At 64.8% G+C, this 14,277-nt stretch carries 14 protein-coding genes and 1 tRNA gene; 9 read left to right on the top strand and 6 right to left on the bottom strand.

Annotated elements, in window-relative coordinates; translation table 11 throughout:
• Positions 1–71 precede the first annotated feature (71 nt).
• Positions 72–1,244, top strand: a complete 1,173-nt coding sequence (ssuD, locus tag H7A77_RS21475; protein WP_033643695.1) for an FMNH2-dependent alkanesulfonate monooxygenase — start codon at positions 72–74, stop codon at positions 1,242–1,244.
• Positions 1,244–2,623 (top strand): FAD/NAD(P)-binding protein, encoded by a 1,380-nt coding sequence (locus H7A77_RS21470; protein WP_069099982.1) that lies wholly within the window; start codon positions 1,244–1,246, stop codon positions 2,621–2,623. The genes ssuD and H7A77_RS21470 overlap by 1 nt, the downstream gene beginning before the upstream one ends.
• A 28-nt stretch (positions 2,624–2,651) precedes the next feature.
• Here H7A77_RS21470 and H7A77_RS21465 read toward each other — a convergent pair whose 3' ends face one another.
• On the bottom strand, positions 2,652–3,287 hold the full coding sequence (locus H7A77_RS21465) for a flavodoxin family protein (RefSeq protein ID WP_182074618.1): 636 nt from the start codon (positions 3,285–3,287) through the stop codon (positions 2,652–2,654).
• A 115-nt stretch (positions 3,288–3,402) separates the two neighbouring features.
• On the opposite strand from H7A77_RS21465, the gene H7A77_RS21460 reads away from it, so the two are divergent.
• The 3 genes from H7A77_RS21460 (at position 3,403) to H7A77_RS21450 (ending at position 5,380) form a co-directional block, all read left to right on the top strand.
• The gene (locus H7A77_RS21460) at positions 3,403–4,299 is read left to right on the top strand and encodes a LysR substrate-binding domain-containing protein (protein WP_033643692.1); all 897 of its coding nucleotides are present in this window, start codon (positions 3,403–3,405) and stop codon (positions 4,297–4,299) included.
• A 69-nt stretch (positions 4,300–4,368) separates the two neighbouring features.
• Positions 4,369–4,956: a nitroreductase family protein gene (locus tag H7A77_RS21455; RefSeq protein ID WP_033643691.1), complete on the top strand. Its 588-nt coding sequence runs from the start codon at positions 4,369–4,371 to the stop codon at positions 4,954–4,956.
• Positions 4,957–5,086: 130 nt separating this feature from the next.
• On the top strand, positions 5,087–5,380 hold the full coding sequence (locus H7A77_RS21450) for a DUF2623 family protein (protein WP_033643690.1): 294 nt from the start codon (positions 5,087–5,089) through the stop codon (positions 5,378–5,380).
• A 12-nt stretch (positions 5,381–5,392) separates the two neighbouring features.
• On the opposite strand, the gene H7A77_RS21445 is transcribed toward H7A77_RS21450, so the two are convergent.
• Positions 5,393–5,962 carry an XRE family transcriptional regulator gene (locus H7A77_RS21445; protein ID WP_033643689.1) on the bottom strand — a complete coding sequence of 190 codons (570 nt, stop codon included), beginning with the start codon at positions 5,960–5,962 and terminating at the stop codon, positions 5,393–5,395.
• A gap of 38 nt (positions 5,963–6,000) precedes the next feature.
• Here H7A77_RS21445 and H7A77_RS21440 point away from each other — a divergent pair, with 38 nt between their 5' ends.
• Both H7A77_RS21440 and H7A77_RS21435 read left to right on the top strand, forming a co-directional pair.
• On the top strand, positions 6,001–6,519 hold the full coding sequence (locus tag H7A77_RS21440) for a GNAT family N-acetyltransferase (protein WP_033651829.1): 519 nt from the start codon (positions 6,001–6,003) through the stop codon (positions 6,517–6,519).
• Between the two features lie 17 nt (positions 6,520–6,536).
• Complete coding sequence (locus H7A77_RS21435; protein ID WP_033643687.1) at positions 6,537–6,977, top strand: DMT family transporter; 441 nt, start codon at positions 6,537–6,539, stop codon at positions 6,975–6,977.
• Between the two features lie 57 nt (positions 6,978–7,034).
• Here H7A77_RS21435 and H7A77_RS21430 read toward each other — a convergent pair.
• A tRNA-Asn gene (locus H7A77_RS21430) sits at positions 7,035–7,110 on the bottom strand.
• Positions 7,111–7,438: 328 nt separating this feature from the next.
• Between H7A77_RS21430 and nac the strand changes: the two genes are divergently transcribed.
• Positions 7,439–8,362: a nitrogen assimilation transcriptional regulator NAC gene (nac, locus tag H7A77_RS21425; protein ID WP_033643686.1), complete on the top strand. Its 924-nt coding sequence runs from the start codon at positions 7,439–7,441 to the stop codon at positions 8,360–8,362.
• A 36-nt stretch (positions 8,363–8,398) separates the two neighbouring features.
• On the opposite strand, the gene H7A77_RS21420 is transcribed toward nac, so the two are convergent.
• Both H7A77_RS21420 and opgB read right to left on the bottom strand, forming a co-directional pair.
• Entirely contained in the window at positions 8,399–9,862 is a 1,464-nt protein-coding gene (locus H7A77_RS21420; protein WP_033643685.1) for an AMP nucleosidase, read from the bottom strand.
• 139 nt (positions 9,863–10,001) lie between these two features.
• Entirely contained in the window at positions 10,002–12,305 is a 2,304-nt protein-coding gene (opgB, locus tag H7A77_RS21415; protein WP_033651825.1) for a phosphatidylglycerol--membrane-oligosaccharide glycerophosphotransferase, read from the bottom strand.
• Positions 12,306–12,590: 285 nt separating this feature from the next.
• Between opgB and H7A77_RS21410 the strand changes: the two genes are divergently transcribed.
• Entirely contained in the window at positions 12,591–13,331 is a 741-nt protein-coding gene (locus H7A77_RS21410; protein ID WP_164106654.1) for a transporter substrate-binding domain-containing protein, read from the top strand.
• Here the strand turns inward: H7A77_RS21410 and H7A77_RS21405 are convergent, their stop codons facing one another.
• The gene (locus H7A77_RS21405) at positions 13,332–14,267 is read right to left on the bottom strand and encodes an ABC transporter substrate-binding protein (RefSeq protein WP_182074617.1); all 936 of its coding nucleotides are present in this window, start codon (positions 14,265–14,267) and stop codon (positions 13,332–13,334) included.
• Positions 14,268–14,277 lie beyond the last annotated feature (10 nt).

Below are 14,277 nucleotides of genomic sequence, written 5' to 3'. Positions count from 1 at the left end.
TTTTCGTTTTATAACCAAGCAAGATTTTTCTATCGATAAATATTGAGAATAGTTATATAGGAAAAGCATAAATGACTGAGTCAGCGAAAGAACGCATCAACGTTTTCTGGTTTCTGCCGACCCACGGCGATGGCCGCTATCTGGGCACGGCGCAGGGCGGGCGCCCGGTAGACCTGCCTTACTTGCAGCAGGTGGCGCTGGCCGCCGATAACCTTGGCTATTACGGCGTGCTGATCCCAACCGGTAAAAGCTGCGAGGATTCCTGGCTGGTGGCGGCGGCGCTGGCACCGATCACCCGTCGGTTGCGCTATCTGGTGGCGGTGCGCCCCGGCCTGCAGCCGCCGAGCCTGGCGGCGCGCATGGCCGCGACGCTGGACCGGTTGTCGGACGGGCGCCTGCTGATCAACGTGGTGACCGGCGGCGATCCGGTGGAAAACAAAGGGGATGGCATCTTCCTCAGCCATGCCGAACGCTACGAGGTGACACAGGAATTTCTCACGGTGTATCAACGGCTGCTGCAAGGGGAGAAGGTGGATTTCAGCGGTAAGCATATTCGCGTCGAAGGCGCCGAGTTGCTGTTCCCGCCGGTGCAGGAAAACGGCCCGCCGCTCTATTTCGGCGGCTCCTCGCCGGAAGCGATCGACATCGCCGCCGGGCAGATCGACACCTACCTGACCTGGGGCGAGCCGCTGGCTCAGGTGGCGGAAAAGCTGGCGGCGGTGCGCCAGCGCGCCGAGCGGCAGGGACGTAAACTCAGCTACGGCATTCGCCTGCACGTTATCGTGCGCGAAACCGAAGACGAAGCCTGGGCGGCGGCTGAGCGCCTGATCGCGCATCTGGATGACGACACCATCGCGGCGGCGCAGCAGATCTTTGCGCGCATGGACTCCACCGGCCAGCGCCGCATGAGCGAGCTGCATGGCGGCTCGCGTGAGAGTCTGCGCATCGGCCCCAACCTGTGGGCCGGCGTCGGCCTGGTGCGCGGCGGCGCCGGCACCGCGTTGGTGGGCAATCCGCAGCAGGTGGCGGCGCGCATACGCGAGTATCAGGCTCTGGGCATCGACAATTTCATCCTTTCCGGCTATCCGCATCTGGAAGAGGCCCACCGCTTCGCCGAACTGGTGATGCCGCTGTTGCCGCTGGCGCAGCCGGCCCATCAGACGGCCCGCACGATCAATACCGGCCCGTTCGGCGAAACCATCGGCGGCGATCGTCGTCCCGGCCCGGTACAGCGGGAGGGCTGATGGCGAAGCGTGCCCATATTATCGTTATCGGCGGCGGTTTCACTGGCGCGGCGCTGGCGATCCAGCTGGCGCGCGGAGCGGTGGATGTCACGGTGATCGAACCGCGCGCGGCGCCGGGCTATGGCGTGGCCTACTCGACCACTGAACCGACCCACCGCATCAACGTCCCGGCCGATCGGATGCAGCTGGCGGATGAACCGGCGGGGGATTTTGACCGCTGGTATCGCCTGGGCGGCGGATTGGTGGCCGATCCGCAGGCGTTGTGGCGCGACGGTAAAGCCTATCCGCAGCGCGGCGCCTTCGGCCGCTATGTCGAGGAACGTTTCCATCAGGCGGCGCAGTCGGGCCGGGCCCGCTTGCGGCACCTGCGCGATCGGGCGCTGCACCTGCAGCCGCAGGCGCAGGGCGCGACCGTCATCACCGCGGGCGGCGAACGGCTGTGGGGCGACTATGTGGTGTTGGCGACCAGCCATCCGCCGCCCGCGCTGCCGCGGCAGATCGCCCCGGAGCTGGCGCGCGATGCGCGTCTGATCGCCAATCCCTGGGCGGCGGAGGCGCTGGACGAAGTTGAACCCGGTGAGGCGTTGGCGATCGTCGGCACTGGGTTAACGATGGCCGATACGGTGGCGGCGTTGCACCGCCGCGGGCATCGCGGGCCGATTACCGCCTTCTCTCGTCACGGCCTGCTGCCGCGCCCCAATGCCGAAGGGGAGTACCCGACATGGTCGTTTGCCCCGCCCGCCGGACTGCGCGATGGGGTGCGGCAGGTGCGCCTTGAGGTGGCGCGCGCCGCTCGGCAACGGGTGCCGTGGCAGGCGGTGTTGGACGCGGTGCGCGCCCAGGGGCAGCGCCTGTGGCAAGCGTTGACGCCGACCGAACAGCAGCGCTTTCTGCGGCATTTGCGCGCCTATTGGGACGTGCATCGCTATCGCCTTGCGCCGCAGGTGAGCACGCTGCTGGCGGAGCAACAGGCGGCGGGCACGCTGCAGGTATTGGCCGCTCGTTTGCGTAGAGCGGAGCGAACGCCGCAGGGCGTAAGGTTGACGATTCTGCCGCGCCAAGACGCAGAGCGGGCGCTGCAGGCGCAGCGGCTGCTGATCACCACGGGCCCGGCCCATGCCGGGCTGATCGCCGCCAGCCCCTTGCTCCATTCACTGGCGGAGCAGGGGGCGCTGCGCGCCGATCCGCTGGGGCTGGGGCTGTGGGTCAATGCCGACAGCCAGGCGATCGGCGGCGACGGCCTGGCCAACCCGCGCCTGCTGGTGGCCGGCCCGGCGGCGCGCGGCCGCTTCGGCGAACTGATGGGGCTGCCGCAGGTGGCGGAACACGCCGAAAGCGTCGCGCGTCATCTGCTGGCGGCGATCGCCGCCGGAGGGTGACAGTGCGATTTACCGGCAGACTCAAGCGTCAGTCCGCCCACACCTGCGTGCTGCGCGGGCTGTCCATCTGATAATCCGAGTAGGGGCGGGTGAAGAACTCGCGCCCCAACTCGCGGGCGGCCCGCAGCGGGTTGCGCGGATCGCGGGCGATCTCGCCGCGCTGGTTGCCGGCGCCGTGCACCAGCCCGACGAAGGCGGAATGGGTGTAGCGGCTGAACTCCTGGATCTGATGCACGATGCCTAACGCCGCGCCGGGGTAGGTCTCTTCCGACGCCACCGCCAGCCCGATGCGCTTGCCGCTCATGCGCTGGTGCACCTGTTCCGCCTGAGGGTAGGCATTGGAATAGAAGCTGAACGAGCGATCGAAAAAGGCCTTGGTTTGCGCCGACATGCCGTACCAGTAAATTGGCGTGCAAAAGACCGCGCCGTCGGCCGGCAGGAAGTGCTCCAGGAACAGCTCGGCGTAGCGATCGGCCGGCGGCGGCGTGTGGCGTTCATCGCTCAGAAAACCGCTCAGGTAATCGTCGAGAAAATGCAGGCTGGCGACGGTGCCGGCTTCGGCGGCGCCCGCCATGATCGCCTGCGCCAGCGTGGCGCTGTTGCCGTCGCGGCGCGGGCTGCCGACCAGCACCGCCAAACGCTTGGGTTGATGAGTTGCATTCATGTCATATTCCTCTGTGTGAAATGAATTCAGCCTTACTCTAGAAACAAACCCCGGCGGGCGACAAATGACGGCTTTTCTGCCAGGATGAATTCAACTCACCTGGAGAGGCTTCGCCATGTTCGCTACGCTGCCCGTCAACGCATTACGCACCTTCGAATCCGCCGCTCGCCTGCGCAGCTTCAAACTGGCGGCGGCCGAACTGGCGGTGACGCCGACGGCGATATCACACCAGATCAAAGCGCTGGAGCAGCAGTTGGGGTTTGCGCTGTTCGAGCGGGTGCCGCGCGGCGTGCGGCTGACACCGAAGGGGGAAACGCTGTTTGCCGGGGTGCACGGCGCGCTGCTGGACGTCGCCGCCACGCTCGAAGGCCTGCGGCCGCAGCCCAGCGCAGGATCGCTGTGCGTTTCGGTGACGCACTCGTTCGCGGCGCTGTGGCTGGTGCCGCGCCTGGGGCGCTTCTATCAGGCGTATCCGCACTATCTGGTGCGCCTGGAGGCCTGCGCCGAGGTGATCGATCTGCAGCAAGACGCCAGCGTGGACGTGGCGGTGCGCTACAGCCGCGCGCACTATCCCGCGCTGCATCAGGCGGCGCGGCTGGAGGAAAGCTTTGGCGTCTACGCCGCGCCGGGGCTGGCCGCCGCCGAGCCGGAAAATCCGGTGCTGATCACCGTCAAGTGGGGGGATTCGGCGCTGTACGACAGCGGCTGGCATGACTGGTGCCGGGCCGCCGGGGTCGATTGGTGGCGGCGCCATGCGGCGATGCGCAGCTATCACGAGGAGCATTACGCCCTGCAGGCGGCGGTGGCCGGGCAAGGGTGGGTGCTCGCCAGCTCGGTGATGGTGTCCGAGATGGTGGACAACGGCCTGCTGGCGGCGTACCGGCCCGAGGTGCGCGTACCGGGCGCCGCATACAGCGTACTGTGCGCGCCGGGGCGCGAGCGGCATCCGCCGGTCAGGGCGTTTCTGGCCTGGCTGCAGCAGGAATTGCCGCAGGACAATGGCACGAAATAAAAGTTTTACCGTCCTAAGCTGTGGGAATATCAGCGAACTTTTGTTTTTACTTCACTGCGAGAACCTATCATGAGCCAGCCAAGAATCTCCGATTACCCGATTGACGCGCAATTTATCGAGCGCTGGTCGCCGCGCGCGATGACCAACGACGCCATCGACGATCAAACGCTGCTGAGCTTCTTTGAAGCGGCGCGCTGGTCGCCTTCGGCCTACAACATTCAGCCGTGGCGTTTTGCCTACAGCAAGCATGGCTCCGACAGCTGGGAGAACTACCTGGAGTTCCTGATCGACTTCAACCGCGGCTGGGCGCAACACGCCTCGGCGCTGGTGGTGATCGTCTCCAAAACCACCAGCCTGAACGGCGAGCGGCTGGTGGACAACCCGACCCACGCGTTCGACACCGGCGCCGCCTGGGCCAACCTGGCGCATCAGGCGCACCTGAAAGGCTGGCTGACCCACTGCATGAGCGGCATTCACCACGACAAGATCAAAGCGGCGCTGCAGCTGCCGGACGACTATGCGGTGCACGCCATGGTGGCGATCGGCAAACCGGGCGACAAATCCCGCCTGCCGGATTTCCTGCAGGAGAAAGAAGCGCCGTCGGGCCGCCTGCCGCTGGGCAACACCGTCAGCGAAGGGCTGAATTTCACGCTGTGATCGCGCGTTCTCGCCGAGGCCCGCTTGGCGGGCCTTTTTTATGCTGCGAGTAAAACTTTGGGAGTATGTTCGCGTTCGCCTATTCGCTGTATATTTTGTTATATAGCGATTGCGTGATAAGGAGGAACCGATGGGGGATCATTTTGGCAAAGGGCTGTTGGCGGGATTAAAAGCGGACAACCTGAAACCGGAGGCGGAGCTGTCGCGCTTTTGCTCCGACTACAAGCGCGGTTTCGTGCTCGGCTATGCGCACCATTTGGCGCAGCGCTGCGGCGACGAGAACCGGGCGGCGTTCGAGGCCGGGCAGCTCAGCCGCGCCTATGGGCTTGGCAGCGAGCCGATGAGCGAGTTCTTCTCCGGTGGCGACAGCCGGTTGGCGGAGAAGTTTTTCCGCGCCGGCTATAACCGCCCGGCGCAGGGTTAGGGCAGACGGCCGTCAGGCGGCGCTCAGCACCGCCACCATATACACGCATGGTTGGTCGCTCTGATTTTCAAATCGGCAGTCCGCCGGCGGGCCGAGCTCAAGGCAGTCTCCCTCGGCCATCTCATGGCGCGCGTCACCCTCGATAAAGACCAGTGCGCCGGATAAGACCCAGATCAGCTGACGTTTGAACGCGTACACCGAAGCCGGCATCGGGATCGCCGCGCCGGCCGGCAGTTCGATGCGCACCAGATCGAGCGGCAAATCGGTGCGGGGCGACACGTGGCGCCGCACGTAACCGCTCTCGGGATCGACCCAGACCGGTTGATCTTCCCGGCGCAGCAGCCGGCCTTCCTGCGTTTCCGCTCGGGCGATCAGCTTGGACATGCTGAGGCCGAACGCGCCCGCCAGTCTGCCCAACAGCATCGCCGTCGGGCTGCTCTCGCCGCGCTCGATCTTATGAACCATCGCCCGTGAGACGCCCGCCCGTTCGGCCAAATCGGACAGCGACCAGTGGCGCGCCTCGCGTTCAATGCGAATGCGTGCGCCGATCAGCTGATTTAGATTGTCTAATTTAATATTCATATCGTAGTATTATAGTGGACAATTGGCCGGGGTAAACCATGATTATACGAAATGCGACGTTCAACGATAGCGCGGCGATTGCCGCTATCTATAACGACGCGGTGTTGAACAGCACCGCCATCTGGAATGAACAAACCGTGGATGCGGCCAATCGCGCGGCGTGGATCGGCGAACGGCAGGCGGCGGGTTACCCGGTGCTGGTGGCGGTGAACGCCGAGGACGAAGCGATCGGCTACGCGTCGTTCGGCGACTGGCGCGCCTGGGACGGCTATCGCCACACCGTGGAACATTCGGTGTATGTCCATCAGGCGCATCGCGGCGCAGGGATTGGCAAGGCGCTGCTGCTGGCGCTGATCGCACGGGCGCGGGAAATCGGCAAACATGTGATGGTGGCCGGCATCGAATCCGGCAATCGGGCCTCGATTAAGCTGCATCTGGCGCTGGGTTTCCGCGACGTGGGGCGCATGGAACAGGTGGGCGCTAAATTCGGCCAATGGCTGGATCTGACGTTCCTGCAACTGAGGCTCGACGAACGGGCGACGCCGCCCGCGCGCTGATCCCGGGAGACAGGGCGATGAATATGCTGTTACTGCTGATCGCGGCCGGGATGGGGCTGGTGGTGCAGAATCTGCTGATGGTGCGCATCACCGAAAGCGTCTCGACCATCCTTATCACGCTGGTGATCAACTCCAGCGTCGGTTTGTTGCTGCTGGTGGGGTTGCTGCTGGCCAAAAACGGCCTCGGCGCGGTGACGGAAGTGACCGGCGCCGCCAGGTGGTGGATGCTGTTGCCGGGGCTGCTGGGATCGCTGTTCGTGTTCGCCGGCATCCTGGGCTACCAAAAACTGGGCGCGGCGGCCACCATCTCGATCCTGGTCGCCAGCCAGCTGTGCATGGGGCTGTTGGTGGACGTCTACCGCGCCGGCCCGGCGGCGCTGCGCGAGAATCTGCCGGCGCTGTTCGGCGCCTTGTTGCTGGTGGCGGGCGCCTATCTGGTGGCGAAACGCAGCTTTTGACGGCGGCTGAAAGGCAAAAAGCCCGCTCGGGTTTCCCTGAGCGGGCTTCTCTAAATATGGCTCCTCTGACTGGACTCGAACCAGTGACATACGGATTAACAGTCCGCCGTTCTACCGACTGAACTACAGAGGAATCGTGTGAACGGGGCGAATAATAGCGGGGCGGTTGCGGCTTGTAAAGCGCGAAAACGCCCGGCGCGCGCGTTTGCTGCAAGATTGCCCAACCTGCTGCTTTTTCTCGCTTTTATCGCTTACCTCACGCGCAGCGCCGCCGGATTGCCCGCTGAGGCGGTGCCGTTGCCTGCCGGTGGTGCAACGCGTGCCCTGCGTTGTGGCGCGCCTCGCCCGATAAACGGCCATTTGTCGCCGTTTTTGGCCTTTTGACGACTCTGGCCTGGATCTTGCTGCGGTTGCATGACCGGATTTCGGCATTCTCAATTTAGCGGCTCGCTGGAGGCACTATGAATCTCAGACGTCTGAAGTACTTCGTGAAAATCGTCGATGTCGGCAGCCTGACCCAGGCGGCGGAGGTGTTGCATATCGCCCAGCCGGCGCTCAGCCAGCAGTTGGCGACGCTGGAGGGGGAGCTGAAGCAACAGCTGCTGATCCGCACCAAGCGCGGGGTGCAGCCGACCGAGGCCGGCAACATTCTGTATGCTCACGCGCAAACCATTTTGCGCCAGTGCGAGCAGGCGCAGAGCGCGGTCAACAGCGCCGGGCAGGCGATGAGCGGCCAGGTGTCTCTCGGGTTGGCGTCGGGGAGCACCGCAGCGCAGCTGGCGCTGCCGCTGCTGCAAACCCTGCGCGATCAGCAGCCGGGCATTTTGCTCAGCCTGCATGAGAACAGCGGCGCGGCGCTGGCCGGACAGGTGGCCAACCAGACGCTGGACATGGCGATGGTCTACGGCGCCAAAATGCCCGCCGGTCTGCACACCGTCGCGCTGATGCGAGAGGATCTCTATCTGGTGGCGACGCGCGCGGTGCCGCATCCCGGCAACAGCGTCGAGCTGCTGGACGTGGCGCGGCTGAACCTGTTCCTGCCGCGCGAGGGGGATGCGGTGCGCAACCAACTGGAGGAGGCGATGGCGCTGCGCAAGCTGGCTGTCAACGTGGTGGGGGAGATTGAATCCTCGGGCGCGCTGAGCGCTGCGATCGCCGGCGGGCTGGGGGCGACCGTATTGCCGGAGTCGGTGGCGCGCGCGATGATCGGCCCGGCCAAGGCCTGGATGGCGCGCATCAATGCGCCGACGATGTCGGTGCCGCTGTCGCTGTGCATGTCGGGCCAACAGTCGCTGTCCGCCCCGGCGCTGCTGGTGAAAGACCTGCTGCTGTCGATCGCCGGCGGCCGCAGCCAGGAGAAGCGCGCGCTGGCGCTGGTGCGTTGAGGAAAAAACGGCCCGCCGCAGCGGGCCTGAGCACCGTTATCGGAACGGCGGTTCGTTGAAGGTGCGCAGCTTGCGCGAGTGCAGGCGATCGCCCTCGGCGCGCAACAGATCGATGGCGCAGATGCCGATCTGCAGGTGCTCGGAGATTGCCCCTTCATAGAAGCGGTTGGCCTGGCCCGGGAGTTTTATTTCACCGTGCAGCGGTTTGTCGGAGACGCACAGCAGCGTGCCGTACGGCACCCGGAAGCGGTAACCCTGAGCGGCGATGGTGGCGCTCTCCATGTCGACCGCCACCGCGCGGCTGAGGTTGAAGCGCCGCGCCGAAGCGGAGTAACGCAGCTCCCAGTTGCGATCGTCGGTGGTGACCACCGTGCCGGTGCGCAAACGCTGTTTGACCTCTTCACCGGGCATGCCGCTGACCATCTTGGTGGCGTCGTACAGGGCGCGCTGCACCTCGGCGATGCTCGGGATCGGGATATCCGGCGGCAGCACCGCATCCAGCACGTGATCGTCGCGCAGATAGGCGTGGGCCAGCACGTAATCGCCGATCTTCTGGCTTTCGCGCAGGCCGCCGCAGTGGCCGATCATCAGCCAGGCGCTCGGGCGCAGCACCGCCAGGTGATCGCAGATGGTTTTGGCGTTGGACGGGCCGACGCCGATGTTGATCAGCGTGATCCCTTGGCCGGTGCGCGAGATCAGGTGATAGGCCGGCATCTGGTGGTTTTTCCACGCCAGATCGGACACCGCCTGTTCGGGCGCGCTGGTTTCCGGCGTGATGTAGGTGCCGCCGGCGCTGGAGAGCGCGATGTACGGGCTGGCCGGATCGGCGATCTGCGCGCAGGCCCAGCGCACGAACTCGTCCACATAGCGGGTGTAGTTGGTGAACAGCACGAACGGCTGGAAATGCTCCACCGGGGTGCCGGTGTAGTGCCGCAGACGCGCCAGCGAGAAATCCGCGCGCAGCGCATCGAAATGCGACAGCGGGAAATGGTTGTCGGTGGTGTGATACAGGCCGTCGGCGGTCTCGTCACCGATCTGCGCCAGCTCGGTGGTGGGGAAATGCTGCGCGATACCGGCGCTCATTGAGCGATCGAGCGCCAGGCTGGAGCCGTCGATCACATAAGGGAACGGGATCTCCTGCTGCGACGGCGCCACTTCAATATGGGCGGCGTAGTCGTGTTCCAGCATCGCCAGCTGTTCGGCCAGATAGTGGCGGAACAGCTGCGGCCGGGTCACGGTGGTGCTGTAGCTGCCGGGATGGGTAAAGCGGCCGAAGGCGCGGGTTTTGTTCGGGCCGGACTGCTGCCCGTCCCAGCTGACGCGCAGCTCGGGATACACGAACAGCCCGGCGGCGCGCGCCTGCGGGTCCGGCAGGGTGCCGTGGCTGATAAAGTCACTGACCGCCTGCCGCAGCGCGTCTACCGCGGCGTCATACAAGGCTTCCAGTTGATCGAGTGCCTGATCGGCGCTGAGGCCGCTGCGAGGTGGGGCATAGCTCATACTTTCTCCTTCGATGTCCCGGCTCTGTGGCGGGATTGGCGGCGTTTCACCGTCACAGGTTAGCCGAAGCAGGGCGTAAAAGCTTGGTCGAAATGACGGGCGCGGCAAAGAAATTACCGCGCCCGTGAAGGCGGGGGGATCAGGAGGCGGGAGCGGCCGCTTCGACCTTCAGCGATACCAGGCCGATGCCCAGCTTCTTCGGCGTGAAGCCGCCGCTGGCGCTCTCTTTCGGCTCGGTCGGTGCCGGCGGGGTAATGCTGATCTTCTGCGCGCCGCGCGGGTTGTCGAAACGCAGGGTGACGGTGCTGTCCTGCTCGCCGAGCGACACGAAGCGCTCTTCGTCGCCGACGCGCACCGAAATCGGTTCGCCGACGTTGTTGCCGTAGGCGCGGGCGCGCAGCACCAGATCGAAGGTTTTCGGCAGCGGATCGACATAATCGATGTCGACCGCCGGCGCCAGGTTGGCGTCGGACCAGCGGCCCCACTCCTCGACGGCGGAGACGCCGGTAATGGCTTTCACCTGTTCCGGCATGCCGGGCAGCATGAACTCGATGGCGTCCGCCCGGTACTTCATCGCCGCGTCGTCCACCTGCAGGCGGGCGACGGCGTTTTGGTAATCGGCGACGCTGTCCGCCGCCGGGCCGGTAAAGTTCACCTTGCCGCGGAAGCGCTCGCCGCTGGCCTGCACGATCTGCGGCGGCGAGGCCAGGGTGCCGGAGGCCACGCAGATGTCGGTGCTCAGCGCCAGCTGCGGCGCCCAGACCCGGCCGATCTCGTAGCATTTATCGACCCAGACGAATTTCTCCCCCGCCCCCAGCCCGGCCAGCTGCTTGCGCAGCGGGGTGGAGAGGTAGACGTTGAACATCGGTTCGATGCGGTTGTCGCCCACCCGCAGAATGAACGGCACCTTGTAGGTGACGCCGGAGAAGCTGAAGCTGCGCTGGCGCGTGTCCACGCTGTAGTCGCTGATGCGGTTCGGCAGGCCCCACTGATTGATCACCGCCGGTTTCCAGCCGTTGATTTTCTCTTCGATATTCAGGAACACCGTAGACAGCGACGGCGCCGACAGGCTGCTGCGGCCGAGGCCGATATAGTTGTCACCGCCCATCACGTCCAGCACCGTGGCGCCGTTATCCAGCGTGCTGCGTTTCTCGTTGCGCTGCTCCGCCTGCGGCCGGGTGCCGTCGATGATAAAGAACAGGTTGCGGCGCTTCTGTTTGGTCAGGATGTCGTAGGCGGTGTTGTTCATCGCCAGATGATCGGAGGACACCACGATCACGGTGTTGCTGAAATAGGGCGAGCGTTTGATTTTGTCGATCAGCGCGGCGATGTGTTGCTGGCTGCAGGCCACCGCGCTCAGCGAGCGGTTTTCCTTGTTCTGCCAGGCGTAGCTTTTCTTGCTGCAGCCGGCGGAGATAAAACCGTCCGGGTGATGGGTATCGACGGTCAGGGTAAACAGCGAGAACGGCTGGCGCTGTTTGGACAGCTCGACGAACTTGCTGTACACCACGTCCAGCACGCTGTCGTCGTACCAACCCCAGTCGTTTTTGTAGCTCGGATCGGCGACCTGTTCGCGCAGCTCTTTGAAACCGTAAACGTGGTCGAAGCCGTGGGATTTCAGGAAGGTGTCTTTACCGGCGAACGCCAGCTCGGCGCCCTGATAGAAAGAGTTGCTGTAGCCGGCGGCCTTCAGCACGTCGCCCAGGCAGACGTTCTCCGGGTAGAAGGTGGAGACCGCGCTGGAGGCGTTGCCGTCGAAGGGCGCGAACAGCGGAATGCCGCACTGTGAGGCGACCATGCCGGCGATGGTGTAACCGGTGCCCGGCAGCTGCTGGGTGTTGCTGAAATCGATGCTGTCTGCGCGCAGGGCGTTCAGCTCGTCGGCCAGGCCGGGAAACAGCTCGGTATCGAAGTAGGTGCGCTCCAGGCTCTCGGCATAGATGTACACCAGATTCGGCCGCTTGCCCTGCACGGTCTTTTTCGGCGCCTTGTAGTAGGTGGTGAAATCGGCGGTATCGCCGACGATCTGGCTCTTGACCAGCAGCGAGATGTCCTGAAACGCCGGGGTGGTGCCGACCGAGAACAGCGCCAGCAGCACGGCGACGAGGCTGTAGGCCACGCTGCTGCCTTTGGCCTTGCGGCGCAGCAGGCTGCGGGCCAGCACCGCGAAGATAAGCCCCAGCGCCGCCAGCAGGCCGATGAACGGCAGCACGTATTTGCTGATGCCCGCGCCTTTGAGGCTGCTGGTGACGGTGTAGATCACCGCATCGGTGATGCCGTCGCCGGTGAAGTAGTTGCTGGCGATCAGAATGACGTTCAGCACCAGATAGCTGCCGAGCAGCGTCAGCAGAATGGCGAACCACCAGCGGTTGGCGGCGGCCCGGGTGCGATAAATCAAAATCGACGCCAAAAAAAGAACAAACGAAACGACTGCGAGAACCATCCGCCAAACCTTGTCTGATTGGAAAAAAACGTTGCTGCCCTGGTCTGCGCCGCCGACCGTGCCGCGGCGCGAAAAGTGAAGGGTATAGCCTATTGTCGGCGGCGGAACAACGCGCGATGTCCCGCTCCGGCCGACGGTCGGCGGCTATTGTACATTTTTATGACAATAGTGTGACGTTAATCACGTCGGCGGCGGCCGCGGCGGCGAAATCTTGCTGGTCGGAGGTTTCGCTCTACGCTTAATGAGCGCCACGACGGCGCGTCCATCAGCCATTCAGGAGGAAGTATGCAGACGATTTCCGCAGCGGTACTCGACGATCTGGCCCCGCAAGGCGTGTTGCGCGCGGCGATCAATCTCGGCAATCCGGTGCTGGCGCAGGCCGGGCCCGGCGGTAAACCGCAAGGCGCTTCGGTGGAGCTGGCCGCCGCGCTGGCTCGCGAACTGGACGTGGCGCTGGAGCTGGTGACCTATGACGCGGCCGGCAAGGTGTTCGCCGACCTGGACAGCGGCGCCTGGAGCCTGGCGTTTATGGCCATCGAACCGGTGCGCGCGGCGCAAATTGCCTTCAGCGAACCCTACGTGATCATTGAGGGGACTTACCTGGTGGCGAACGACGCGCCTTACTTTGAGGTGGCGCAGCTCGACAGGCCGGAGGTGCGCATTGCGGTCGGCCAGGGCGCCGCGTACGATCTGTTTTTGTCGCGCACGCTGCAGCAGGCGCAGCTGGTGCGAGCGGCTACTTCCGCCGAGGCGATCGCGCTGTTTTTCGAACGCGGGCTGGAGGCGGCGGCCGGCGTGCGTCAACCGCTGCTGGCCGCCGCGGCCGCCCATCCCGGCTACCGAGTGCTGGATGGGCATTTCACCGCCATTCGCCAGGCGATGGCGGTGCCGAGGCAAAAAACGCAGGGCGCCGCCTACGTGAACGCGTTTATCGAACGCTGCAAGGCCAACGGGCTGGTGAAGGCGGCCTTGCAGCGCAGCGGCCAGGGCGAGGTGACGGTGGCGCCGCCGGCCGCCTCGGCGTGATCAGTCGAGCTCCACCGCATACTGGTCTACCGGGGTGATTTTCTTGATCAGCTTGTTGTCGAACAGGAATTGCTCGTAAGCCTCATAGCGGGCCCGATCCAACTTGGCCGGATCGCGCGCGAACAGCGGCAGGCTGGCTTGCCACGCCTGTTTGTTCAGCTCGGTATTCAGCTCCGGGTGCGCCTTGGCGAACGCCAGCCAGGTGTCCTGCGGGTGCGCATGCAGGTAGTCGCTGCCTTGCTTCAGCGCGGCGAGGAATTTGCGGATTTTCGGCTCGTTCACCGCATCGCGGTTGGCGACGATGATCAGCTCGTCGTAGGCCGGCACGCCGTAGTCTTCGACGTTGAACACCACCGGCTTTTTGCCCTGCAGCTTCAGCTCCAGCGCTTCGATATTGCGGTAGCCGCCGATCACCGCATCGACCTGGCCCGCCAGCAGGGCGCTGGTCAGCTGGAAGTTGACGTTGATGAGCTTGATGTCCTGCGGCTTGAGGTGCTCGTGCTCGACCATGGTGGCCAGCGTCGCCTGTTCGATGCCGCTGACCGAGTAGCCCACCGTTTTGCCCTTGAGATCCGCCGGCGACGTGATGTTTTTGTCCAGCGCGATCACCGTATTCAGCGGCGTGTTGATCAGCGTGCCGACGCGCATCAGCGGCAGGCCCTGATCGGCGAAGAAATGCAGCTGCGGCTGATAGGTGATGGCGAGGTCGGCCTGTTTGGCGGCCACCAGCCGCGGCGGCAGCGCCGGATCGGACGGCGGCACGATCTTGACGTCCAGCCCTGCGGCCTTGAAGGCGCCGATCTGCTCGGCCACCATAATCGGCGCGTGATCGGGGTTGATGTACCAGTCGAGCACCAGCGTCAGCTTGTCGGCCGCGCCGGCCTGGCCGACGAGGGCGGCGCCGAGCAGCAGCCCGCAAACGGTTTGTTTGATCATGGTCGTTCCT

It is taken from the genome of Serratia sp. ME47 (assembly GCF_903970925.1).
Lineage (GTDB): Bacteria > Pseudomonadota > Gammaproteobacteria > Enterobacterales > Enterobacteriaceae > Serratia > Serratia ureilytica.
Note: the sequence above shows the minus strand (reverse complement) of the source record. Positions and strands in the feature narration are given on the sequence as shown.